The sequence below is a fragment of the Shewanella sp. 4_MG-2023 genome (assembly GCF_030548015.1).
Taxonomy (GTDB): domain Bacteria; phylum Pseudomonadota; class Gammaproteobacteria; order Enterobacterales; family Shewanellaceae; genus Shewanella.
The window spans coordinates 37,023-61,118 of record NZ_JAUORL010000028.1 but is presented as its reverse complement, the minus strand read 5'-3'; the positions used below and the strand labels follow the sequence as shown (position 1 = coordinate 61,118).

At 40.7% G+C, this 24,096-nt stretch carries 20 protein-coding genes; 10 read left to right on the top strand and 10 right to left on the bottom strand.

The features are described 5' to 3' along the window. Positions 1-156: 156 nt before the first annotated feature. Entirely contained in the window at positions 157-606 is a 450-nt protein-coding gene (locus Q4546_RS14935; protein WP_102439219.1) for a cytochrome c, read from the bottom strand. Between the two features lie 204 nt (positions 607-810). Here Q4546_RS14935 and trpR point away from each other — a divergent pair, with 204 nt between their 5' ends. Further along, a complete protein-coding gene (gene trpR, locus Q4546_RS14930; protein WP_102439218.1) occupies positions 811-1,089 on the top strand; it encodes a trp operon repressor in 279 nt (92 codons plus the stop codon). An 18-nt stretch (positions 1,090-1,107) separates the two neighbouring features. On the opposite strand, the gene Q4546_RS14925 is transcribed toward trpR, so the two are convergent. Together Q4546_RS14925 and Q4546_RS14920 are read right to left on the bottom strand one after the other, a co-directional pair. Then, the gene (locus tag Q4546_RS14925) at positions 1,108-1,497 is read right to left on the bottom strand and encodes a hypothetical protein (protein ID WP_102439217.1); all 390 of its coding nucleotides are present in this window, start codon (positions 1,495-1,497) and stop codon (positions 1,108-1,110) included. A 289-nt stretch (positions 1,498-1,786) separates the two neighbouring features. Further along, positions 1,787-2,338: a peptidylprolyl isomerase gene (locus Q4546_RS14920; RefSeq protein ID WP_102475618.1), complete on the bottom strand. Its 552-nt coding sequence runs from the start codon at positions 2,336-2,338 to the stop codon at positions 1,787-1,789. Between the two features lie 800 nt (positions 2,339-3,138). Here Q4546_RS14920 and thrA point away from each other — a divergent pair. The 4 genes from thrA to Q4546_RS14900 all read left to right on the top strand — a co-directional run bounded on the left by thrA (position 3,139) and on the right by Q4546_RS14900 (position 8,605). Then, a complete protein-coding gene (gene thrA / locus Q4546_RS14915) occupies positions 3,139-5,607 on the top strand; it encodes a bifunctional aspartate kinase/homoserine dehydrogenase I (RefSeq protein WP_102439215.1) in 2,469 nt (822 codons plus the stop codon). Further along, the gene (gene thrB / locus Q4546_RS14910; RefSeq protein ID WP_303446507.1) at positions 5,604-6,560 is read left to right on the top strand and encodes a homoserine kinase; all 957 of its coding nucleotides are present in this window, start codon (positions 5,604-5,606) and stop codon (positions 6,558-6,560) included. Before thrA ends, thrB begins: the two co-directional genes overlap by 4 nt. A 32-nt stretch (positions 6,561-6,592) precedes the next feature. After that, on the top strand, positions 6,593-7,876 hold the full coding sequence (gene thrC / locus Q4546_RS14905) for a threonine synthase (protein ID WP_303446505.1): 1,284 nt from the start codon (positions 6,593-6,595) through the stop codon (positions 7,874-7,876). 186 nt (positions 7,877-8,062) lie between these two features. After that, positions 8,063-8,605, top strand: a complete 543-nt coding sequence (locus Q4546_RS14900; RefSeq protein WP_102439282.1) for a hemerythrin domain-containing protein — start codon at positions 8,063-8,065, stop codon at positions 8,603-8,605. 121 nt (positions 8,606-8,726) lie between these two features. Here the strand turns inward: Q4546_RS14900 and Q4546_RS14895 are convergent, their stop codons facing one another. The 5 genes from Q4546_RS14895 to Q4546_RS14875 form a co-directional block, all read right to left on the bottom strand. Further along, positions 8,727-8,912, bottom strand: coding sequence for a DUF3545 family protein (locus Q4546_RS14895; protein WP_076542968.1), 186 nt, complete (start codon positions 8,910-8,912; stop codon positions 8,727-8,729). A gap of 209 nt (positions 8,913-9,121) precedes the next feature. Next, a complete protein-coding gene (gene pgi / locus Q4546_RS14890; RefSeq protein WP_102475621.1) occupies positions 9,122-10,759 on the bottom strand; it encodes a glucose-6-phosphate isomerase in 1,638 nt (545 codons plus the stop codon). Positions 10,760-10,776: 17 nt separating this feature from the next. Beyond that, complete coding sequence (tal, locus tag Q4546_RS14885; protein WP_102475622.1) at positions 10,777-11,730, bottom strand: transaldolase; 954 nt, start codon at positions 11,728-11,730, stop codon at positions 10,777-10,779. 305 nt (positions 11,731-12,035) lie between these two features. Continuing rightward, entirely contained in the window at positions 12,036-13,139 is a 1,104-nt protein-coding gene (locus Q4546_RS14880) for an OmpA family protein (protein ID WP_102475623.1), read from the bottom strand. A gap of 327 nt (positions 13,140-13,466) precedes the next feature. Then, positions 13,467-15,833 carry a phosphoketolase family protein gene (locus Q4546_RS14875; RefSeq protein WP_303446504.1) on the bottom strand — a complete coding sequence of 789 codons (2,367 nt, stop codon included), beginning with the start codon at positions 15,831-15,833 and terminating at the stop codon, positions 13,467-13,469. Positions 15,834-16,408: 575 nt separating this feature from the next. On the opposite strand from Q4546_RS14875, the gene Q4546_RS14870 reads away from it, so the two are divergent. Then, a complete protein-coding gene (locus Q4546_RS14870) occupies positions 16,409-17,845 on the top strand; it encodes a sodium:alanine symporter family protein (protein WP_076542978.1) in 1,437 nt (478 codons plus the stop codon). Between the two features lie 165 nt (positions 17,846-18,010). Then, positions 18,011-18,790 carry a peroxide stress protein YaaA gene (yaaA, locus tag Q4546_RS14865; protein ID WP_102475624.1) on the top strand — a complete coding sequence of 260 codons (780 nt, stop codon included), beginning with the start codon at positions 18,011-18,013 and terminating at the stop codon, positions 18,788-18,790. A gap of 105 nt (positions 18,791-18,895) precedes the next feature. Here yaaA and Q4546_RS14860 read toward each other — a convergent pair whose 3' ends face one another. Continuing rightward, a complete protein-coding gene (locus Q4546_RS14860; RefSeq protein ID WP_303410376.1) occupies positions 18,896-20,332 on the bottom strand; it encodes a M20/M25/M40 family metallo-hydrolase in 1,437 nt (478 codons plus the stop codon). Positions 20,333-20,466: 134 nt separating this feature from the next. Between Q4546_RS14860 and Q4546_RS14855 the strand changes: the two genes are divergently transcribed. After that, a complete protein-coding gene (locus Q4546_RS14855) occupies positions 20,467-20,763 on the top strand; it encodes a metalloregulator ArsR/SmtB family transcription factor (RefSeq protein ID WP_076542961.1) in 297 nt (98 codons plus the stop codon). Between the two features lie 230 nt (positions 20,764-20,993). On the opposite strand, the gene rpsT is transcribed toward Q4546_RS14855, so the two are convergent. Continuing rightward, the gene (gene rpsT / locus Q4546_RS14850) at positions 20,994-21,260 is read right to left on the bottom strand and encodes a 30S ribosomal protein S20 (protein ID WP_076542960.1); all 267 of its coding nucleotides are present in this window, start codon (positions 21,258-21,260) and stop codon (positions 20,994-20,996) included. A gap of 256 nt (positions 21,261-21,516) precedes the next feature. Here rpsT and murJ point away from each other — a divergent pair, with 256 nt between their 5' ends. Both murJ and ribF read left to right on the top strand, forming a co-directional pair. Beyond that, the gene (gene murJ, locus Q4546_RS14845) at positions 21,517-23,076 is read left to right on the top strand and encodes a murein biosynthesis integral membrane protein MurJ (protein WP_303446503.1); all 1,560 of its coding nucleotides are present in this window, start codon (positions 21,517-21,519) and stop codon (positions 23,074-23,076) included. A gap of 64 nt (positions 23,077-23,140) precedes the next feature. Continuing rightward, entirely contained in the window at positions 23,141-24,076 is a 936-nt protein-coding gene (gene ribF, locus Q4546_RS14840) for a bifunctional riboflavin kinase/FAD synthetase (RefSeq protein ID WP_102439205.1), read from the top strand. The last annotated feature ends 20 nt before the right edge of the window (positions 24,077-24,096 follow it).

Here is a 24,096-nt window from a genome sequence, read left to right as displayed (position 1 = left end):
CCCTAGAGTGCTGAAGTGTTCGAAGGACCGATACCCCATAAAAAAGAAAGCCGTTCACGTTAAGTGAACGGCATTACACTTCAGTGGGCTTTTTATTAGCGAGCTTAAATATGAATAGCATATTTAAGGCGCTGAATTTTTAACAATGTTTTATGGTTAGTCTTTCTTGTACATGTCATGGCAGCCTTTACAGCTTTTGCCTGTATTACCAAATGCTTGCTTGATTTGCTTTTTATCACCTGTTTGGGCTGCCAAGTCTAACTTAACCGCATTTTCTTGGAATTCGGTCATCTTAGTATCAAAGTCTGCTTTATTTGACCAGATCTTTGCTAAAGCTTCTGTATCGCCGTTATCAGAGCCTGCAATAAAACCTTCATGAGGGATTTTAGCTAGTGCCGCTAAATTAGCAGCGCGAGTTTGAAATACAGTTAATTCAAACTCTTTTTTGCCTTTCATCATTGCAGCCATATCGCCAAATTGGTAGCGGATTAAACTAAAACCTGCTTTACGATAATCGATAGCGTCATTGGCATCTTCAAAGTTATGTGCGTTGACAGTTGGAATAAGCAATGCGCTGACAGCTAAGGCCAATATTTTATTTTTCATGACAGATCTCTTTTTATTTATTGATTTATAGGTGTTTGTCACATTTTAAGCATAAACTTGAACCAAGTGCGAGTCTAGTTTTGTGTTTAATTGTAAATTTGATTTTTACAATAATTATCAGGCATATTTTGCATATATGATTTCTGTAAAAGCTGAATTGTTGCTACACTTTGTACTGTCGAGGCATTACTAAAAGAGAGCGTTATGCGAGCTAATTGGGATTCAGTTGTAGAAAAGGTACTAAGCTATCCAAATTCTGACGAATTAGGCATTTTATTTCAGTTATTAATGACAGAAGAAGAGCGTAGTGCAGTTGCTGGTAGGTTAAAGGTTTTTCAACTTTTATTGCAAGGTGAGCTAAGTCAGCGTCAAATATCTGCAGAATATCAAGTGAGCATTGCGACCATTACTCGCTGTTCAAACTATTTAAAAAATATGCCTCAGGCGCAAAAAGACAAAGTCCAGCAGCTGATACTGGACTAGTTACTTATGTCGCGCTAGCTATCTAAATTTAGCTTTAATGTTCGTTGAGGGATGCTTATGGCATCGATAGCTGATACGGCGCAGTAATATATAGCCTCCGTATGTAAAAAGCCCTATCGACAGTAACTGTGCTGAATCTTGAGGGAAAAAACGAAAGGTGATTACGGCCGAAATAATGTAAATGAATGGCATAAAGCCATATATTGAATCGGGTAGGTAACCCTCGACTCGTTTTCTTTTCTTATCCGTTCGGCGGTTTCTAGAGCGTAGGTTCCAGACATGAGCGCCGTAAAAAAAGACTAATATTGAAGCAACGACAATATAGGGTTGTTCAATGAAAGGTACGCTAGCTGCGCCGACAATCATATAGGCGTAAGGTAAGATTTCGTATAGCGGTTTAATTAACATAAGCACTCCTTCGCTTTAAATTAATTTTCAAACAGCAACAAAGGTTAACTCTATAACCTTCAAACCCAGCTGCTTTCTAGTTACCAAAGCACAGAGAAAGAAACAAAACCTGTGCCCAGCAATGCTTGTGGTTAAGTTTCACAGACAATCTATCTATGATTAATAATAACGTAAAAAAAATACGTCAACCTAAAAAAGGCTAACGTATTTAATAATTCAAACTTTAGGCTGAGTTAATCCAGTCTAAGTTATTGAATCAATGTCTAGGACAAAAATTGTTTATTAGACTTTAGTGGCAGCCACAACCGCCATTGCCATCACAACCCGGTTTGTCAGTACCACAAGCTTCATGGGCGTGCTCGCTGCCACAACCACCAGCAGCATGAATATGACCATGGGCAATTTCTTCGGCAGTTGCTTCACGTACATCCATCACTTCAACGCTGAAGTTTAATGCTTGACCAGCTAAAGGGTGGTTGCCATCAACAACGACTACAGTATCTTTTACTTCAGTAACTTGAACTGGGCGTTGACCCATTTCAGTTTCAGCAATAAAACGCATACCTGGCACGATGTCTTCGATATCGCCGAATGCTTCAAGAGGGACTTCTTGTTTTAGGCCGTCATGGTATTCACCATATGCTTGTTCAGTTGGAATATTCGCGTCAAATTTGTCACCAATAACTTTACCTTCTAGCTCAGTTTCTAAGCCTGGAATTAAGCCTTCAGTTCCGTGTAGATAAACCATAGGTTCAGCTTCAAATGAGCTTTCGATTAAACGACCTTCTTGATCGGTTAAACTGTAGTGAATAGTTACTGCTGCATGTTTTGTGATTTTCATAACGACTCCAATTCTGAATGTGGCGGCATAATACTATTGTTTTTACAAAGTCGCGATAATTTGTATCAGCTTTTGCTTATTCAATCACATGTTTTTAAATCAAGTATCTCGCTGGCTGACATTTGCTTTAAATCGTGGCGCATCCGGTTACTTATCCTTTGACAATGGATGTTTTTACCATTGTTGCTGTGACTAAATTTACGCGCAGTACACAGGTCACTGTTTTTAAATAGATTAGATGAATCATTTTCATGGTGATTTGCGCTGCCATGTTTATGAAAATGCTAATTTTAGTGCTTAGGCACTGAAATTTAATGCAAGATGACTTTTGGCGATTTTGAATAACCATATAAAAATCATAATAATAGTAAACCTCTGACTTGTGAGCATTTATTCTTGTATATCTTTTTTGGATTACGTTTACGTAAACATACTAAAAACTTGTTTTGGAGGCGTTTTTTAGTGTGATAGCTGCGATTATTGTGATTTCAGCAGTGATTTAGCTTGTTATCAATAGAGTGCTTAAAAATAAACCACTAATTAGGGGTTGACAACCTACCTTAAAAAAAGCAATTCTGTTATCAATTCAAAACAAACACATATTAAATCGAGTGTAATGATGAAATCCGTTAACCATGTTGTAGTTACCATTATTACAACCACCACAATTAACATTGTGGGGGCGGGCTGATTACACCCTAAAGATTTATAACGACAAGCCCGCTTCCCACAAAGAAGCGGGCTTTTTGTTTTCAGATTTAAAATTAATATTTAGTGCTAGCGAGTTAAGGGAGAAGAATATGAAAGTGATGAAGTTTGGTGGAACCTCGTTAGCCAATTGGCAACGTTTTTTGATGGCAGCAGACATTATTGAACAAGCTGCAGCTGAAGAGGCTATTGCGACTGTGTTATCAGCGCCTGCAACTGTTACCAATGCCTTGTTAGAGTTAGTAAGTCTCGCACAAACCAATCAAGACTATGCAGCGGTATTAGCCCATATTGAGTCGGTTTTTAGTGGCCTTTTTAGTGACGCTGAACAAGCGTTAATTTCACCGCAGCAAAAAGCGCTACTGGATGAAAAGCTGGCGCTGCAATTAACTGACTGGAATGACAAAGTCACTGGAATAAAGCTGCTTAACGAATGCCCCGATCATGTTCAAGCGCAGGTTATCGTCTCTGGCGAGCGTTTATCGGCAGCCTTAATGGAACAAGTGATGCTAGCAAAATCACTTACCGCAGCGCAATTTGACCCTAGAAAATTATTCTTAGCCCATGGTAAGCCACTTGAATCTATTGTTGATATCAATGAAAGCAAACCGCGTTTTGCTGCGCTTTCATTAAATGAAGCACGGGTATGGATTATGCCAGGTTTTACTGCTGCTAATGAGCAAGGTAAAACAGTGACTTTAGGGCGAAATGGCTCAGATTACTCTGCAGCGGTTTTAGCAGCTTGTCTTGATGCCTCAAGCTGTGAAATTTGGACTGATGTCGATGGGGTTTATAACACGGATCCACGCGTGGTATTAGACGCTAAATTACTTGAACAACTTAGCTATCAAGAAGCTATGGAGCTTTCTTATTTTGGTGCTAAGGTGTTGCACCCTAAAACCATTGCACCGATTGCTCAGTATCACATTCCTTGCTATATCAAAAATAGTTTTAACCCATCAGCGCCTGGCACATTAGTGTCTAATCAGCCTGACAAAACAGGCTTGCAGGTCAAGGCCATTTCTAACCTTGATGAACAAACCATGTTTAACATTTCAGGTCCTGGCATGAAAGGCATGGTGGGCATGGCCAGTCGCACCCTTGAAGCGATTTCTCGCAGTGGTATTTCAGTTTCATTAATCACTCAAAGCTCGTCTGAATACAGTATTAGCTTTTGTGTTAGCTCTAATGAAGCTTATAAAGCAAAACAAGCACTAGAAGTTGAATTTGAGTTAGAAATCCAGTCTGAGTTACTCGAGCCTATCGAATTAAGACAAGATTTAGCGATTGTGTCGCTTATTGGTGATGGCATGAAAACCCATAAAGGCGCCGCTGCTAAGTTTTTCAGCGCCCTGGCTAAAGCCAGCGTTAATATTATCGCCATCGCCCAAGGCTCGTCAGAACGTTCGATTTCTACTGTAATTGAGCAACGTAAAACTAAGCATGCCATTGCCGCCTGTCATCAAGCCTTCTTTGATGTTCAGCAGTATTTAGATGTGTTTTTAGTAGGCAGTGGTAATGTGGGGGCAGGGCTATTAGAGCAAATCAAACAACAAGCCTCGATGCTTAAAGAGCAGCATATAACCATGCGAGTATGTGGTATTGCCAATTCTCGTAAAATGCTTCTGAGCAGTGCTGGGCTAGATTTAAATAATTGGCAGGCTTTATTGGCTGATAGCGATACAAGCTATGATCTCGCAGAGATGCTGGCCTGGGGTAAAGAACAGCAACTGCTAAACCCTGTTTTAGTTGATTGCACTTCAAGTGAGTTGGTTTCAGATCGTTATCTTGATGTGATGAATGCTGGCTACCATGTCGTCACCCCGAATAAGAAAGCCAACACTCGTGATTATGCTTACTACCAACAATTGCGCACAACGGCGTTATTGCAGCGCAGACAATTCTTGTATGAAACAACCGTAGGTGCTGGCCTGCCAGTGATTGATAACTTAAAGAAACTGCTATATGCCGGTGATAAGTTACAGCGATTTAATGGGATCTTATCTGGTTCATTATCTTATATATTCGGCATGTTAGATGAAGGCATGAGCTTATCAGAGGCCACCTCAATCGCTCGTGATAAGTGTTTTACAGAGCCGGATCCTCGTGAAGATTTAAGTGGTTTGGATGTGGCGCGAAAAGTACTAATTCTTGCTCGTGAAGTGGGCATGCCATTAGAACTTGATGATATTAATGTTGAATCAGTTCTGCCAAGCTCGTTTGATGATTCAGGCGATGTAGACACCTTTATGAATCGTTTACCACAACTTGATGCGCAAGTCAGTGCGCGAGTTGAATCGGCAAAAGCGCAAGGTAAAGTACTGCGTTATGTGGGTCAGATTGAAGCAGGTAAGTGTCATGTACGTATTGTAGAGGTTGATTCATCAGATCCGTTATACAGCGTAAAAGGCGGCGAGAATGCACTGGCATTTTACAGCCGTTATTATCAGCCTATTCCATTTGTATTACGCGGTTATGGTGCGGGTACTGATGTGACTGCAGCTGGCGCGTTTGCGGATGTATTAAGAACTTTAAACTGGACTCGCGAGGTGGGGCTATGAGCAAACAAGTCATTTCGGATAAAGCGATAACTGTTTATGCTCCTGCTTCAATGGGTAATGTCGGTGTTGGATTTGATCTACTCGGCGCTGCGCTTGCGCCAATTGATGGCAGTTTACTGGGTGATAGAGTGATGATTGAAGCGGCTGATGCTGGTGTTCATTATTCTCAAACGGGTCCATGGGCGCATAAGTTACCAGAAGATGGTAAACAGAATATCGTCTATCAATGTGCTGTGTTTTTTCTTGAAAAACTTAATGCTAAACAAGGTGTGGCTATTTGTTTAGAGAAAAATTTACCAGTTGGCAGTGGGCTTGGTTCTAGTGCAAGCTCTGTGGTTGCAGCACTTTATGCATTAAATGAGCATTTTGAGCAGCCTTTTGATGAACAAGCATTATTGCTTTTAATGGGCGAGTTTGAAGGAATGATTTCAGGCAGTGTTCATTTTGATAATGTTGCCCCTTGTTATTTAGGCGGCATGCAGTTGATGCTAAATACTCCCAATAAGGTGTGCGCTGGTATTCCTACGTTTAAGCAATGGTATTGGGTGGTGGCCTATCCGGGGATCTCACTGTCAACGGCCAAGATGCGCGACTTATTACCACAGCAATACGATAAAGCGGTAGCCATCGATTTTGGCCGTCATTTAAGTGCATTTGTGCATGCAAGCTATCAGCAAGATCCAAAGCTTGCTATTAGCGTTTTAAAGGATGTGATGGCTGAGCCTTATCGAGCCGATGCGATTCCGGGTTATAGCCATGCGCGCGCAGAACTTGAAACGTTAGGCATGTTAACCACCGGCATATCAGGAAGTGGCCCAACGCTGTTTTCTGTAACCGATAATCTAGAAACTGCTAAAGCTGCTAAAGCATGGTTAGAGCAGCATTATTTATCACAGGCTGGTGGGTTTGCCCATGTCTGTCAACTTGATGAGCAAGGTACGCGTCGAGTTTAGTCACCACATTTTAATTTTAAAGGCGTTTAGAAATGGAATTATATAATTTAAAGCACCCATCACAAGTGGTCAGTTTTAGTGAAGCGGTAAAATTAGGTTTAGGTAAAGATAGAGGGCTTTTTTTTCCAAAATCTATTCCTGTGCTTGATAATATCGATGAGCTACTCGCGTTACCTTTTGTTGCAAGAAGTCAGCGTATTTTAGGGGCTTGGCTTGCTGATGAAATTGGTCAAGATAAAGTTAATGAGTTAGTTAATGCAGCATTCACTTTTGATGTGCCTTTAGTGAAAGCTGATGATAAACGTGCGTGTTTAGAGTTATTTCATGGGCCTACATTGGCATTTAAAGACTTTGGCGCGCGCTTTATGGCGCAGTGCGTTAACTTGCTAGCAGGAGATGAAAAGCTGACTATTTTGACGGCGACCTCAGGGGATACCGGCGCCGCTGTTGCTGATGCTTTCTTCGGGCTTGAATCTGTACAAGTGGTGGTGATGTACCCCAAAGGAAAAATCAGTGAGCTGCAAGAGAAGATGTTCACGACTCTAGGTAAGAATATTCATACTGTCGCTGTTGCGTCAGATTTTGATGCTTGCCAAACACTGGTTAAGCAGGCATTTGATGATAGTGATGTTCGTGATGGGCTGCACTTAAACTCGGCTAATTCAATCAATATTAGTCGGTTATTGGCGCAAATTTGTTACTACTTTGAAGCGGTAGCTCAAATGAAGCAAACCAGCAATGCTGAGATTGTGCTGTCAGTGCCTAGCGGTAACTTTGGTAATTTAACCGCAGGTTTATTTGCCAAGGCGATGGGCTTACCTATTAAGCGCTTTATTGCGGCGACTAACTCAAACGATACTGTGCCACGTTACCTTGCTGCAGGTGATTGGGCGCCAAATACTACCGTTGCGACTATGTCTAATGCGATGGATGTGTCCGAGCCATCAAACTGGCCAAGAGTCGAAGCCATTTGTGAGGCGTTAAATTGGCCGTTATCGTCTATTACAGGGGTGGCGCTTAATGAAGCGCAAACAACTGCGGCGTTAAAAGAGTTATATCAGCTGGGTTATCAATCTGAGCCTCATGCCGCAATTGCCGCACAAGCTTTATCTGATGAGCTTAAAAGTGGTGAAACCGGTATTTTCTTAGGAACGGCGCATCCAGCGAAATTTAAAGATGTGGTCGATGTGCAATTACAAATCGATTTACCATTACCCCAAGAGCTTGAAGCTGTAGTGAATAAGCCGATTTTATCTGCAGAACTGAGCGCTGATTTTACCAAGCTGAAAGAGCACTTATTTAACATTCTTAAATAATAAAGCTTTAATATCAGCTTACTAAAGCACCTTAGGGTGCTTTTTTGTTATTTAAACTCATCTGAATGTTTCAGATTTGTATTTTATGATCTCGGTCATAACATCTGCGCAATCCATAGTGTAGATTAATAATACTAGAGGTTTAAACTTTTTAGACATGAAGGAATTGTGGTAATGGAGAAGATGATACTTAAAAGGCTAATGAATGATCACAAACACATAGCCATATTATTGAATATTCTAGCCAAGAAAAATCACAAACTTTCTCAGGGCGAATCAGTTAATTTTGCGCTTATTCGTGATGTCGTCGAATATATGCAGGTTTATGCTGAGCATAGTCACCATCCGGTAGAAGATATTACTTTTGATTACTTTATTAAGCACTTTCCTAGCCCTAGTACGACCAGGCTTCATGATGAACATAGTAGTCTAGCAGAGTCATCTGGTGCATTGATGTATAGTCTGAATTTGATACTTTCAGATGTGGTGATTTCCCGAGAAAAGTTGGTTTCCGACTTAAAAGCGTATGTTGAAATCCAAACGGCTCATATGCAATATGAAGAAAAAGAGCTATTTCCTCTGTTTGCTAAGCACATGCAGGGCAGTGATTGGGATAAAATATGGCAACAATGTGAGCAGCGTTTAGTTGATGATCCGTTATTTAACGATAGTGATGATAATATCTTTGAAGAGCTTAAAGAGCATATTGCTGAAGTTGAACCACAGTAGCTGACTCTGTGTTATCTCGCTTAAAGGATTAATGATAACGAGTTAAAAGCATTAAAAAGAGCGCTATAAGCGCTCTTTTTATATATAGACCTTTGAATAACTATTCAGTTAGTTATCTTGCTTACAATGGCATCGCATCGAAATCAAAATCGAAACTTGTGTCAATGTCTTGAAGTTCCTTAAGTAAGCGCTGTTTATCCTTTAACGCTTCTATTTCTCGCCATTTACGTTTTTTATTTGAGCTTTTTGAGCGAGTTGGTCTTTCAACAACTTGGTCTAGCGCACCACCATAGTCTAAACGATCCATGGTAAACCTCCCTTGTTATTATGATGTCTCTATTCAAATAAATATCATATTCCGTCACTATAGTGCAATAGTTATGTTTCAATATTGTTAATGAGAGGTGATATTTAAGTGATGTTCAAGTGGTGTTTTGCTGGCGTATTTAGAGGCTTGTGCTATGAGGAAATGAAAGTGTATATAAAAAAGCCAGCTTTAGCTGGCTTTTTTAGTGTTTAAATCTGACCTTGACGGTATAAATTAATTAATGAATTACTGGAGCTATCAAGCTCTGTGGCATCATTTTTGGCGCCGATGCGGTCTAGGACATCGTTGCCAAGGACTTTACCTAATTCCACACCCCATTGATCAAAAGAGTTAATTTGCCAAATAGCGCCTTGAACAAACGTGCGGTGTTCATATAAGGCAATTAACGAACCTAAGGTCGTTGGAGTTAGCTTATCCATTAATAAGGTATTACTTGGCTTATTACCTGCCATTGTCTTGTGCTTAGCAATAAGGGCTTTATCAGCATCAGGCGTATCTTTGCCTGCCAATTCCGCTAAAGCTTCTTCATAAGTGCGACCTTGCATCAATGCTTGGGTTTGGCCAAAGCAGTTTGAAGCAAGCTGGTTATGATGTTCACCTAATGGATTGTGACTTTGCAGTGGCATAATAAAGTCAGCTGGGATAAGTGCTGTACCTTGATGTAACAACTGGTGATATGCATGCTGACCATTGGTGCCTTCACCACCCCAGATCACTGGGCCAGTATTGAAATCTACCTGAGTTCCATCAAGCATGACCGACTTACCATTACTTTCCATATCAAGTTGCTGGAAGTAAGCGGGTAAACCACGTAAATAATGATCATAGGTCAAAACTACATGGGATTGTGCATCATGAAAATTGCTATAAAGCACTGACAACATGCCCATAATCACAGGCATATTTTGTTCAAGTGGCGCTTGGGCAAAATGTTGATCCATTTGGTTGGCACCATCAAGCAGTTGCTTGAAGTTATCCATACCCACTAATAACGCTATGGGTAAGCCAATGGCTGACCATAATGAATAACGTCCACCCACCCAATCCCACATCGGGAAAATATTGTCAGCATCAATACCAAACTCAGTCGCTTTAGCAACGTTTGATGTTACTGCGACAAAGTGCTTGGCGACATCGGCTTGGCTACCACCTTGCTCGAGGAACCAGTCTTTAGCGCTTAGGGTATTGGTCAGTGTTTCTTGGGTGCCAAATGACTTCGATGACATGACAAATAAGGTTGTTTCAGCATCTAAGTTTTTAAGCTTCTCACAGATAGAGCTTGCGTCAACGTTAGCCACAAAATGGCAATTAAGGCCTTTTTGCCAATAAGGCCTTAATGCTTGAGAGACAATTTTAGGGCCAAGGAAAGAGCCACCAATGCCAATACTGACAATATCAGTAATGGTTTTGCCGGTGTAACCTTTCCATTCACCTTGAGATACAGACGCCACAAACTGAGTCATCTTTGCTAGTGTTTGCTGCACTTCAGGGACGATATTCGCCCCTTCAGCCATAATTACTTGCTCAGGATTACTCCTCAGCGCTGTGTGTAATACTGCACGGCCTTCGGTGTTATTGATAATATCGCCATTAAACATGGCAGAAATTTTAGCTGATAACTGGGTTTCTTCAGCTAATGCAAACAATAATCCTAAGCCTTCCTTATCGATACGGTTTTTAGAATAATCTAATAATAAACCGCAGCTTTTGAGGCTCATCTTCTCAAAACGTTTAGGGTCATTAGCAAATAGCTCCCGCATATGGGGAAGCGCTGCTGTATTTTTCTTTAGCTGCTGCCAAGTATTACTCTGAGTTAAATTAGTCATGCAAATCACTCCGTTGATTAGCTAAGTTTTGCGTTTAGCATAACCTCAAGTTTACCTTGGTCGATGGCAAAGTTGCGAATGCCTTCAGCAAGTTTATCAACAGCCATTGGGTCTTGGTTATATTCCCAACGGAACTGTGCTTCGGTTAATGGTGCTGGCGCGGCAACCGTTGTTGTTGCAGGTTTTAGCTTTTGGCTAATAACAGTATCGCTATTGGCTAACTCTTCTAATAGCGCAGGGCCTATCGTTAGGCGGTCACAGCCCGCAAGCTCGATAATTTCGCCAGTGTTACGGAAACTTGCACCCATTACCACAGTGTTATAGCCGTGAAGCTTATAGTAGTTATAGATATCGGTTACTGATACCACACCAGGATCGGTTTCAGCGGTGTAATCAAGACCTGTGTCTTTCTTATACCAATCTAAAATACGACCAACAAATGGCGAAATAAGGTAAACACCTGCTTCAGCACAAGCTCGGGCTTGAGCAAAGCTAAATAATAGCGTTAGGTTACAGTTGATGCCTTGTTGCTCAAGCTCTTTTGCTGCGCAGATCCCTTCCCAAGTAGATGCTAACTTGATCAGAATGCGAGATTTATCAATACCGGCTGCTTGATATAGGTTAATTAGCTTATGGGCTTTTTCGATAGAGCCTGCTTTATCAAAAGAAAGTCTGGCATCGACTTCTGTTGAGATGCGGCCTGGAACAATCTTAAGAATTTCTACACCGATGTTGACGGCTAATTTATCACCTGCGTCTTCAACTTGCTGAGCTGTGTCATTTGACTGCTGTTTTGCCCAAGCAATAGCATCATCAATTAATGGGGCATATTCAGGAATTTGCGCCGCTTTTAAAATTAGAGAAGGGTTGGTGGTTGCGTCTTCTGGTTGGTAGCGTTTAATTGCTTCAATGTCGCCGGTATCAGCAACGATTGTGGTTAGTGCTTTTAGTTGAGCTAACGTGTTCGCCATGGAAATTTCCCTCTCAAGTAACAAAGTTATTTTGTTCAATACAGTTATTAAATGCGATCTTACTGTATTTTCCAACAACATTTGTAAAAAAATAACGCAAATAAACGTGAAATGAGCTCATAAGCAACTAATTGTGTAATTTAATGCCTGATTTATTAGTTGTTTAAGTTGTTTTTATTGTTGAAATAAAAGTGTTACCGATAACATCTCTTTATTGGTAAGGGTTTTTATTTTTTAGCTGATGGCTACAAAAACAAAAAAGTCGCTGCAAGCAGCGACTTTTTATTACCAGCTTAATTAGTTGATTATTTTAGAACCGCACGTTTTTCTGTGCCGGTTACGATAGCTTCAATACGACGATTTTGCTTATGGGCTTCAGCGGTATTGCCTTCCATAATAGGTTTAGTAATACCATAGCCAATAGCTTGAATACGACTTGCTTCAATATCATATTTAGCTGCTAAAGCTTCAGCGACTGATTTAGCACGACTCTCAGAAAGGGTCATATTATATGCAGGCTTGCCAACATTAGAAGCGTGACCTTCGATTGATACGGTATGCTCAGGATTTTTCTTCAAGTAATTAGCTAATTTTTCAATGTCAGCATAAGAAGCTGACTTAATAACAGAAGAGTTGTTATCAAATAAAATACCACCTAAGTCATGATTGTCTGTTACAAATTCGTAGACAGTACAACCATTGGCATCAACTTTGTGAGTTGCTGGTGTATCTGGACAGCTATCTTGATCATCCATTACGCCATCGTTGTCGGAATCAATTGGTGCAACAGCAGCTGCAACAACAGGGGCTGCTGCTTTAGCTTTACCAAAGCGGTAGCTTAATTCTAAGCCCCAATAGTTACTTTCCATTTCAAGGGTATTATATTTATCATCGTCTAAGTTTTCGTAGCGACGATATTTAGCCTGCAGCTTTAAGTTTTCGGTAAAATTATAACCGATACCAGCACCGATATAGGGCGCAATACCGCTGTCACTGTAATACTCAGTGCCATAATTTTTTATGTTCTTTAAAAGGTAGTTCATTCCGCCAGCCTCAGCAGACAAACTCCACTTGTCAGCGAAAGGATAAAAACCGACTAAACCTAATGCCATGCCTCTAGCGCCGACATCATTACGTTTATTACTGAAATCTGTCCATTGAATACGACCTAAGTCTCTATAACCGAGTTCAATACCAAAATAGTCATTAAATAAGTAACCACCGAAGACATCCCAAGCATAAGGGTCATCATCTTCACATTGGGTCATTGTTTTAAGGTCGCAATGTGGTTCGTAATTATTAATCCCTAAACCACCACCGACATACCATGGCGTTAACTCTTGTTCTGCGACAGCGGCAAAAGGCAACATTGAGGTGAGTAATACTACTTTTAAGGTGTTTTTCATCATATATAGTCCATTGTTATTTTATGTCACCAAAACACATGTAAACCGATTGTTTACCTTAAGTGTCACCAGCACTTATTTGGCGTTCCTATTATGATTTAGCTGGCAAGCTAATTATCGTCTTAAATTCAATGGTTTTCCATAGTAGTTACGAATATTTTTAAAGTATTGCCAACAAATACCTAACGAATCCCCGCAAGATGTTGCAGTGTTGGTTTTTTCTAATGAATTGACGATGGGCTTTGTTGTCCGTGGTATAAAGAAAAAGCGCCCAAAGGCGCTTTAACTCGTTATAAACGATTGTAGTTTGTTTTTTGAACTCTAATCTAATTACCGAGTCCAAACCCAATTTTCAATGTCTACTGGGTCAACACCGTTGGCCTTAATGTAGTTACGGTGTTCTACTAATCTTTGGAGCATATCCGTTGTGATTTGAACATGCTGAGTTTCATCAATAACACCTTGTTGGAATAGTTTGTATGCCATATCAATCACAAGGTGATAACGTGATGTGCCATTACGAACGCCCATATCAAATGGTGTTGTAGTTGAACCTTCTTCTTCATAGCCTTTAATGCGGAAACGTTTACTGCCTTTATAATCAAATACCAATTTCTTGATGGTATTTGGATAACCATGGAAGTTAAATACCACACCTTTATCTTCAGTAAATATTTCATCCATTAACCAAGGCTTATTTTGGAATTTACGACTACCTAAACCGTTACTATTAAGTTCAGTTACGCTGACATAACGAATACGCACTCTTGGCAGTAGTTCTCTAATGAGTACTAATGACGCCATACATTCTTGAGTGACATAATCACCACAACCTGCAAGTACTACATCAGGATTATCATCTGATGCAAAATCCCATACCATCACGCCATCTTTAGTTTGCTTACGGGCTTCATCTAGTGATAGCCATTGAGGTAACTCTTTTTTACCTGCAACTAAAATGTTGAGTTTGTCGCGGTCTTCATATGCACGCTCTGTATAAGTGAGTGTACTGTTACCATCAGCAGGTAAATATGCAGAAATAATATCTGGATGCTTTTCTAACATAGCACCTAGAAATGAAGGGTTTTGATGCGAATAACCATTATGATCTTGACGCTCTAATAAAGAAGACAAAACAACATTACAAGAAGGTACAGGTTTACGGAAGTGAACCCCTTGACTGGCATACACATATTTACAGTACTGATCAGCCATTGATGAAACTACTTGAGAGAAGGCTTCATAGGTTGGGAACATGGCATGCCGACCTGTTACTGTGTAACCGTGCATCATACCGAAAAGTAAGTTTTCCGATAGCAGTTCAATAACACGGCCATCACGCGCCATATCTTGATCCCAGCTTTCAATCGGCCATTGCCATGCACGATCTGTTTCTTCAAATACCGCTTGCAGTTGATTTGAGTATGTTTCATCTGGGCTGAAGATACGTAAGTTACGTTGATCTCGATTTAATTTGAATGCGTCACGCATCCACTCGCCCATTTTGTACATTGATACGCCGCGAGTACCACGTGGGGTTTCTGGACCATAACTTAGTTTTTTAAGATCTGGTTGAGCAAGTGCACGGACTACTTCACCGCCATAACTTAAGTGTTGGCGACCACAACATAACTGCTTAGGTGGAATCAAAGATTGAATTTCTTCATCAAAGGTAATTTCACCTTGCGCATTGATACTGCACAGTTCATCAAATTTGTAACTTGCTAACCAGTCATTAAGCGCTTTTAGGTGACCTGCATCTGTTGCACACTTATTGACGATGACTTGATGAGATTCGCAGTTGCCAGCTAGCTTCTTACCGCCAAACTCAGATGTACCTGTCCAGCCTTTAGCTGTTCGCATAAGAATAACCGGCCAGCGAGGCTTACAAACATCTTCGCCGCGACGGGCACGAGTTTGGATATCATTGATCATCTCGTAAGCTAAGTCCATAGCCTCTTTCATTTGAACAAACACATCCTCTTCAAGTTGATCATCAACAATAATGGGATGATAACCTAAACCACGAAATTCAAGATCTAACTCTTCATGACTCATGCGTCCCATACGAGTCGGGCCTGAGATTTTATAGCCATTAATATGCACAATGGGCAGTACCGCACCATTGGTTGCAGGGTCGACTAACCGGTTGGCATACCATGATGCAGCTAATGGCCCTGTTTCAGACTCACCATCACCAACTAAACAAGCTGCGATTAAGTTTGGATTATCAAGAACGGCGCCCCAAGCAACGGATAATGAATAACCTAATTCGCCACCTTCTAAAATTTGGCCGGGGGCTTCAGGGTTTGCATGAGAAGGGTAGCCATATGCTGCTGAGAACTTTTTACAGATATCTTCAATACCTGATTCGTTATAGGGGATGGTTTCTGGATAAAAATGGCTTAAAGAACCTTCAACAAACAGGTTAGCTTGAACTGCTGGGAAGCCGTGACCAGGACCGACTAAATAAATGAATTCTCTTTCATGCTTAACGATTAAGCGATTAACGTTTGCATACACAAAATTGATACCTGGACAGGTACCCCAATGACCTAAAAGTCGAGGTTTAATGTCTGTATGTTGTAGCTCTCTTTTAAAAAGCACATTTTGCTTAAGATAGATTTGTGAGGTAGCGAGGAAGTTAGTTGCTCTAACATATTTTTTAAGAGCAGTGATTTCATTTTGCTGTGTCATAGTGACCTCATTATGAAAGATAAGATTGATTTAGCTTTTAATGAGAACACTGTATTCCCTAAATTGAACCAATAATGTGTTATTGATCTAACTTTGTATTAAAAAAAATCATTAATAAAATGATGTTAGGTTAAGAAATTGTTGAGTCACTTGGTGTTAGGCGATTTGCAATTGTTATTCTAGATGGGGCTTTAGGCGGCTATTTAAATAAATGTGATCACTGTCACCTATGTTTGAAGTTTTTCTATGCTAGTTTTTTCTCGCATTTTTTTGAGAACACCTATAACTAAGCGATAAGTGGTAAAGAGTGGTAATGTTTGCTGGGCTTTACTGGTTAAAGTCAGTAAAGTTAACTTGAATAATGCTAAATAATAATTAACTAATATATTCGCTCACTGAATTTAATAAACAGTAACAGCTTGGCTATTTACGAATACATGCTGAGGCTGCGAACTTAGATTTTGATGAGCTCATTATAATAATTCGATAATTTTATTTTGTCTGAAGGTGTTGCTCGGTTTAAGCATATTTTTACAAAATAAAGTTATTCCAAGGAATAGATTAAGCAAATGGCAATGTTAGAAACAATTGTTGGTTTCATGAACAATTTACTCTGGGGTAAATTGTTAGTTTATGGGCTGGTAGGCGCAGGTATCTTTTTTACTGTTCGTCTTGGCTGTATTCAAATTACTCATTTCGTACACGGCGTTAAAGTATTAGCGATTAGCCGCCGCCCTGGTAAGCATGGCTTATCTTCATTTCAAGTTTTTTGTACCAGTATGGCTGCCCGTGTCGGAGCCGGAAATATGGCTGGTGTTGCGGTTGCAATCGGTGCCGCAGGTCCTGGGGCAGTATTTTGGATGTGGGCCATTGCCATGCTCGGTATGGCGACGGCAATGATCGAGTCAACGTTAGCGCAAGTTTATAAAGTTAAAGACGTTGACGGGCAGTATCGTGGTGGCCCTTCATATTATATGGAAAAAGGCCTTGGCCAACGCTGGATGGGGATTCTATTTTCAATCCTACTGATTATTTGTTTTGGCTTAGTGTTTAATGCTGTTCAAGCAAATACTATCTCTGGTGCAATGACTGCCGTATTTGATTTAAATCCAATTTATGTCGGTCTTGGGATTGCGCTATTGAGTGGCCTCGTGATTATGGGCGGTCTTAAAAAGGTCGCTAGAGTGTCAGAAATTATCGTTCCGATTATGGCATTAGCCTACATTGCGATTGCCTTGGTTGTTGTTTTAATGAATGTTGAGCAATTGCCTGCCGTATTTATGTTGGTGATTAACAGTGCATTTGGCTGGCAAGAGGCCGCTGCTGGTGGTGTAGCATACAGTGTTGCTCAAGCAATGCAGGCGGGTATTGCTCGCGGCTTGTTCTCTAATGAAGCAGGTATGGGTAGTGCCGCCAATATTGCAGCAAGTGCTTCACCGAATCCTAATCACCCAGCGTCACAAGGTTTTGTGCAAATGATGGGTGTGTTTGTGGACACTATTGTTATCTGTACTGCTACTGCGGCAATTATCTTATTGTCTGGTGATGGTGGCGGCTCTGGTGATGGTATTGCAAGAACCATTAATGCATTAACGCATCATGTGGGTGACTGGGGTGGGGCATTTATTGCCTTTGCTATTTTACTTTTCTGTTTCACGTCAATTATTGCTAACTATTCGTATGCAGAAACTAACGTGATGTTTCTATCTGGCAATAAAAAAGGTGCACTACCAATCTTCCGTATCGCAGTATTAGGTATGGTTATGTTTGGCGCAGTGGCTAAGATCGGCATCGTTTGGGATTTAGCCGACGTTTCTATGGGCTTGATGGCGTTAGTTAATATGATTGCCCTGCTGTTATTGTCAGGTTTAGCGGTGAGAATTATTAATGATTACCGCCAACAAGTTAATAAGGGTGAAGATCCTGTATTTGATACGACTAAGTTCCCAGAGCTTGAAGGTCAGATAGAAGATGGGATTTGGATCAATAAAGAAGTTGAAGTGACCAAGTAACTCACTTTACTTAATCGCGAATGTTAATTGCAGATTAATCAAATCTGAAAAAAGCATTTAGCACAATCTAAAAAACCATGCAGTAATTGCATGGTTTTTTTTATGAAGCTCAGTATGATAGATAGCATGAATTAGAGTCCATTTTATAAAATAGGATTATCAGCAATGCTAGTATTAGTTTCTCCTGCCAAAACACTTGATTTTGAAACGCCTGCATCAACCAAGAAGTTTACTCAACCGACTTTGCTAGATTACAGCCAACAATTGATTGACGTATGTCGTGAATTGACGCCAATGGATATTGCCTCTTTAATGAAAGTGAGCGATAAAATAGCAGGTTTGAATGCGGCTCGATTTGCACAGTGGCAACCACGTTTTACTCTAGATAATGCCAAGCAAGCTATGTTTGCCTTTAGGGGCGATGTATATACCGGCCTTGATGCTGACTCACTGTCTGATATGGAAATCGATAAGGCTCAAAAGCACCTACGAATTTTATCTGGTTTGTATGGCTTACTGAAGCCGCTGGATTTGATGCAAGCCTACCGTTTAGAAATGGGCACCAGCTTGGTAAACCCCGCAGGTAAAAGTCTTTATGCATTTTGGGGCGAGACAATCACCAATGAAGTTAACGCAGCTGTTGCTAATCAAAGCGATGATATCGTCATTAATTTAGCCTCAAATGAGTATTTTAAAGCGGTTAAACCCAAACTACTTAAGGCCACTTTAATCACCCCGGTATTTAAAGACTGCAAAAATGGTCAATACAAGGTGATCAGTTTTTATGCCAAAAGAGCCCGCGGCTTGATGGCGCGTTACATTATCCAAAACGATGTGACGTCATTGGCACAATTGCAGCAATTTGACTTAGATGGCTATTATTACAGTGAAGACTTATCGACACCTGCAGCGCCAGTGTTTTTAAGAGAAGAGCAAATTAAGTAACCACTACAAGTTTCAGTGTAATGTAACGGGTAAAAAAATACTTAATAAAAAAGCAGCTAAGGTTTGAACTCCTTAACTGCTTTTTTGCGATAAAAGGCTGATAGATTATTTCTTATCGGCCTTTTTAGCTAATGGGCGTAAGTTAAGTTCTGATTGCGCCATGATATAAGCAAATTGCGCATAAGCAGCGACATTTTGCGCTAATGCGGTAGGGTCGATTTTATCTAAAGTGTCGTTAGGGGTGTGGTGATAATCAAAGTAATCAGTACCATCTTGTCGAAGGGACGCCACAGGGACACCTAGAGAGGGCATCATAGACACGTCAGGGCCACCAGAAGCGTTATTGTTCCCTAACTTAACCCCGTTGATGGTCATTGAACTGTGCTCAGTTTTAACTTGCTCAAATACGTGTGGATTAACGTTGAAATCAATTTGGTAAATCTTGCCTGCGCCAAAATCAGATTCTGCGGCAATATAATGATTAACCAGCTCGTCAGCATGTTGCTTTGCATAAGCCTTACCGCCAACTAATCCCACTTCTTCTGCGGCATATAATACCACTCGAATGGTTCTCGCTGGTTTTTGAGGTAAATCTTGAATCAATTTCGCCGCTGCAGTCACAATCGCAACGCCTGCACCATCATCAATTGCACCCGTGCCTTCATCCCAAGAGTCAAGGTGAGCGCCAATCAGCACCACTTCTTCAGCCTTACTACTGCCAGTTACCTCGGCAATAACATTGTAGGATGTTGCGACCCCTAAATTCTTTGAAGATAGGTTAAGTGATAAGCTGATGTTCTTATCTCTTTTTAACATGGCATTAATCATATCAGCATCTGGTGCAGACAATGCAGCAGCTGGAATTTTTGCCACTCCATCTTTGTAACGCATCATGCCGGTATGGGCCATGCGGTCATGATCGGTACCTATTGAGCGAATGACCACAGCGACAGCGCCTTTTTCTGCTGCAGCAACCGCGCCTCTTGAGCGGCCGCCAACAGACTGACCATAGCCTTTACCACTAATATGGCGCTCGGTTTTATGATCAATAAAGACAATTTTGCCTTCGACTAATGCTGGATCGGCGACTTGTAGTGCAGCAAGGGTGTCAAAGCGCACTATCTGGGCTTGTAAACCTGACTCAGGCGTTGCCACGCTGCCACCTAGAGCGCTAATGACCAGCGGTTGCTCAAACGGTGAGACGATTGATGCCTGAGCATGGCCTCGTGACCAAGCTGGGACTTGGACAGATTCCTTATAGACCTTATCAAAACCTAAGCTTTTGAGTTTATTCATCGCCCATTCGACTGCGATGAGATCTTTCTCGGAACCGGCGAGTCGAGGGCCGACTTCCACTGTCAATGATTCAACAATGTCATAACCTAAAGTAGAAGATAACGCCTTTGTGGCTAGTTGCTGGCTAATTACATCGTTAGCAGACGGTGGTAATTGTGTTACTTGGGTATCATTTGTCTGGCTTTGACAGCCTGATATAGCGGCTAAAACTATCCCTGTAAAAATTGATTTCTTATAGTTTTTCATGAGTTTCCTTCATTTTTATTAGCTAAGTCTCATTTTTAAAAACAATCTACCAAAAAGTGTGCTTCATGTCGCTGCCCGATTTGTTAGGGAAGGCTATATTAGTCTCAGTGATGATTAAGGAGAGCTAACGCGTGATGAATATAGAAATGATGCAGCAGCGAGCAGATCATGCTGTGGTAATGCTAAAGGCACTGGCAAATGAACGCCGTTTATTTATTTTGTGCCATTTGCTGAATGAAGGCGAAATGTGTGTCGGTGAGATGAATAAAAAACTAGGTCTAAGCCAATCTGCGTTATCGCAGCATTTAGCTTGGCTGAGAAAAGACAATCTCGTTTGTACACGTAAAGAAGCGCAAACTGTGTTTTATTCACTTAAAAGTGATGAAGTTCGTGAGCTAATAAAAGTATTGGATAATTTATACTGCCATTAATGGCAATAATTTTGATACCTATAACGTCTTAACAATATCTTGCTACTGATGACAGTAAGATCGAGTTAAGGCGTTTTTTTATGTCTTAAATATGGATTTGATATTTAGCGCAAAAATGTCCGTAAAAGCTTGAAGGCAGGGCAAGTGGAGAGAGTATTTTTTGTGAGTTATTTTATTGCAGGTATAAAAAAACCGACCTAAGTCGGTTTTTGTAATATAAATCGCTAAAATTAAGCAGCTAGTGCTTTGATTTTTGCGTTTATACGTGCCTTTTGACGAGCAGCTTTATTCTTGTGAATAAGGCCTTTAGTCGCCATACGGTCAACAATTGGTTGTGCTGCTGCGAATGCTTCGGTAGCCGCTTTGTGGTCACCGCTCTGGATAGCAGCGATAACTCTTTTAACGTATGTACGTAACATTGAACGACGACTAGCGTTATGCTGACGACGTTTTTCAGACTGAAGCGCGCGCTTCTTTGCAGACTTGCTATTAGCCAAGGTGCAACTCCTAAAACTGGGTTTAATACTTTGAGGGCGAGGAATATGCCTGCTTTTATTCATTTTGTCAATGAATATGATAGAAATAACGTCGAAAAGACAAATAAAACTACCTGGCTCGGTTATCTTCAACCCAACTCGTGTAAGATGTGGCGCAATTCTATCAGTTCTTATACCCCATAGACAGCATTAGAATCGAAAATTTGAGATATATCAGACTTAATTTAAACGCTTGTGTGCGGCTTTGGAGTGATGCTTGAGTAAATCGTTATTAAAATCAGGTGCTATCGTCAGTGTTATGACCTTGATATCTCGGGTGCTTGGCTTGGTTAGAGATGTAGTCATTGCCAACTTAATGGGTGCAGGTAGTAGTGCCGATGTGTTTATCTTTGCCAATAAAATTCCCAATTTTTTACGTCGATTATTTGCTGAAGGTGCTTTCGCACAGGCATTCGTGCCGGTGTTGACAGAATACCAACAAAACAAAACCCCAGCTGAAACCCGTGAGCTTATAGGTAAAGTGGCCGGTACTTTGGGCGGCATAGTGAGCGTTGTAACCTTAATTGGTGTTATCGGCTCACCGATACTTGCTGCATTATTTGCTGGTGGCTGGTTTTATGATTGGATGAACGATGGGCCGGATGCGGCAAAGTTTGAACTTGCCTCTATGATGCTCAAAATTACCTTCCCTTATTTATGGTTTATTACCTTAACCGCACTGGCTGGCTCAATATTAAATACCCGCGGTAAGTTTGCAGTTTCTGCCTTTACGCCGGTATTTTTGAATATTACCATTATTATTGCCGCTTTAGTGTTTGCCCCCAAGATGGAACAACCTGAAATCGCTTTAGCTTTAGGGGTGTTTTTTGGTGGTTTAGTGCAGTTTTTGTTTCAAATTCCGTTTTTACTACGTGAAAATGCCTTAGTAAAACCGTCATGGGGCTGGAACCACAGTGGGGTCGTGAAAATCAGAACCTTAATGATCCCTGCATTATTTGGCGTTTCTGTTTCGCAAATCAATTTACTGTTCGATACCTTTATTGCCAGTTTTTTAATGACAGGCTCTATTAGTTGGCTTTACTACTCAGACCGCTTACTTGAGTTCCCTTTAGGATTGTTTGGTATTGCCATTGCGACGGTTATTTTGCCAGCTTTATCTAGAAAGCATATTGATGATAAAGGCAGTGGTTTTAGTGACACTATGGACTGGGGAGTAAGAGCCATTTTATTATTGGGCATGCCAGCCATGCTGGGATTAATCATTCTTGCTCAGCCGATGTTAATGGTGCTTTTTATGCGCGGCGCATTTACAGTATCTGATGTTGAGATGGCATCGTACAGTTTAGTGGCTTATGGTTGTGGCTTACTGAGTTTTATGATGATTAAAGTATTGGCGCCGGGCTATTACTCACGCCAAGATACTAAAACCCCAGTTAAATTCGGTATTATCGCCATGGTAAGCAATATGGTGTTCAATATCATTTTTGCCATTCCATTTGGCTACGTAGGACTTGCAATTGCCACTTCTATGTCAGCCTTTCTTAATGCCGGCCTGTTATATCGAGGCTTACACCTAGCTGGTGTCTATAAAGTCAATCGTTCAACCATGGTATTTTTCGCTAAAGTGGTCATTGCGACACTCGTGATGGCAGCGCTATTAGTTTACTTATTACCAGAGCAGCAAATGTGGTTAGATATGGCAATGCAAGTTAAGTTTTACAGCCTGTTAAAACTCATCATATTAGGTGCATTAGCCTATTTATTCAGCTTAGTGCTAATGGGGCTAAAGCCTTGGACAATGAAACGTCGATCATGAATGCTGATTATCCATTCTATCTAGTATATAATCAGCCGATTTACAGTAGCAGTTGTTTGGCGTAATGGAACTAATTCGCGGTATACATAATATTTTACCTTCGCATAATGGATGCGTGCTCACTATTGGTAACTTTGATGGTGTGCATCGTGGTCATGCGCAAGTGATTAATAATTTAGTTAATAAAGCTAAACACTTTCAGCTACCTGCTGTAGTAATGACCTTTGAGCCACAACCGCAAGAGTTATTTCGCCAACAAGATGCCCCTGCAAGAATTAGCTTATTAAGAGATAAAATTAGTTTGCTAGAAGAGCTCAATATTGATCGTCTTCTGTGTGCTAATTTTAATACTCGTTTTGCTAATCAACCGGCAGAGCAATTTATTGAAGATTTATTAGTCAATAAATTAGGGGTGAAGTATCTAGTGGTTGGTGATGATTTTTGTTTTGGTAAAAACAGAACTGGCACCTTTGATATGTTACTTGAAGCGGGTAAAAAGTTCGGTTTTACTGTGGTCAGTACCCAAAGCTTTATCTTAGGTTCGACCAGAGTGAGCTCCACTGCGGTTCGTGAGCAGTTAGCATTAGGGAACTTAGAGCAAGCAAGGCGTTTACTCGGGCACCCAGTGTTACTGTCAGGTAAAGTGGCCCACGGCCAAAAAATTGGGCGAACCATTGGTTTTCCAACTGCCAACATTGCATTAAAGCGCAAAGTATCACCTGTTAGAGGGGTGTTTGCGGTAAAAATGTATTGGGATGGCAGTGATATTTATGAAGGCGTTGCTAATGTTGGTTTTAGGCCAACTGTTGAAGGGCAAGTCTGTCAATTAGAAGTGCACTTATTCGACTACTCTGGTGACTTATACGGTAAAAGAGTGGAAGTTGAATTAGTGGCAAAAATCCGTGATGAACATCCGTTCGAGTCACTGGATGCGTTAAAAAAACAAATTTTGAATGATGTAAATGAAGCAAAAGCTTTATTTAGCAATGATGCAGGTTGAGATTAATCAGCCCAAATAAT

Bases quoted from the DNA above. Each gene is read 5' to 3' on its own strand.
- Q4546_RS14935 (WP_102439219.1), bottom strand. From the start codon at position 606: ATGAAAAATAAAATATTGGCCTTAGCTGTCAGCGCATTGCTTATTCCA.
- trpR (WP_102439218.1), top strand. From the start codon at position 811: ATGCGAGCTAATTGGGATTCAGTTGTAGAAAAGGTACTAAGCTATCCA.
- Q4546_RS14925 (WP_102439217.1), bottom strand. From the start codon at position 1,497: ATGTTAATTAAACCGCTATACGAAATCTTACCTTACGCCTATATGATT.
- Q4546_RS14920 (WP_102475618.1), bottom strand. From the start codon at position 2,338: ATGAAAATCACAAAACATGCAGCAGTAACTATTCACTACAGTTTAACC.
- thrA (WP_102439215.1), top strand. From the start codon at position 3,139: ATGAAAGTGATGAAGTTTGGTGGAACCTCGTTAGCCAATTGGCAACGT.
- thrB (WP_303446507.1), top strand. From the start codon at position 5,604: ATGAGCAAACAAGTCATTTCGGATAAAGCGATAACTGTTTATGCTCCT.
- thrC (WP_303446505.1), top strand. From the start codon at position 6,593: ATGGAATTATATAATTTAAAGCACCCATCACAAGTGGTCAGTTTTAGT.
- Q4546_RS14895 (WP_076542968.1), bottom strand. From the start codon at position 8,912: ATGGATCGTTTAGACTATGGTGGTGCGCTAGACCAAGTTGTTGAAAGA.
- pgi (WP_102475621.1), bottom strand. From the start codon at position 10,759: ATGACTAATTTAACTCAGAGTAATACTTGGCAGCAGCTAAAGAAAAAT.
- tal (WP_102475622.1), bottom strand. From the start codon at position 11,730: ATGGCGAACACGTTAGCTCAACTAAAAGCACTAACCACAATCGTTGCT.
- Q4546_RS14880 (WP_102475623.1), bottom strand. From the start codon at position 13,139: ATGATGAAAAACACCTTAAAAGTAGTATTACTCACCTCAATGTTGCCT.
- Q4546_RS14875 (WP_303446504.1), bottom strand. From the start codon at position 15,833: ATGACACAGCAAAATGAAATCACTGCTCTTAAAAAATATGTTAGAGCA.
- Q4546_RS14870 (WP_076542978.1), top strand. From the start codon at position 16,409: ATGTTAGAAACAATTGTTGGTTTCATGAACAATTTACTCTGGGGTAAA.
- yaaA (WP_102475624.1), top strand. From the start codon at position 18,011: ATGCTAGTATTAGTTTCTCCTGCCAAAACACTTGATTTTGAAACGCCT.
- Q4546_RS14860 (WP_303410376.1), bottom strand. From the start codon at position 20,332: ATGAAAAACTATAAGAAATCAATTTTTACAGGGATAGTTTTAGCCGCT.
- Q4546_RS14855 (WP_076542961.1), top strand. From the start codon at position 20,467: ATGAATATAGAAATGATGCAGCAGCGAGCAGATCATGCTGTGGTAATG.
- ribF (WP_102439205.1), top strand. From the start codon at position 23,141: ATGGAACTAATTCGCGGTATACATAATATTTTACCTTCGCATAATGGA.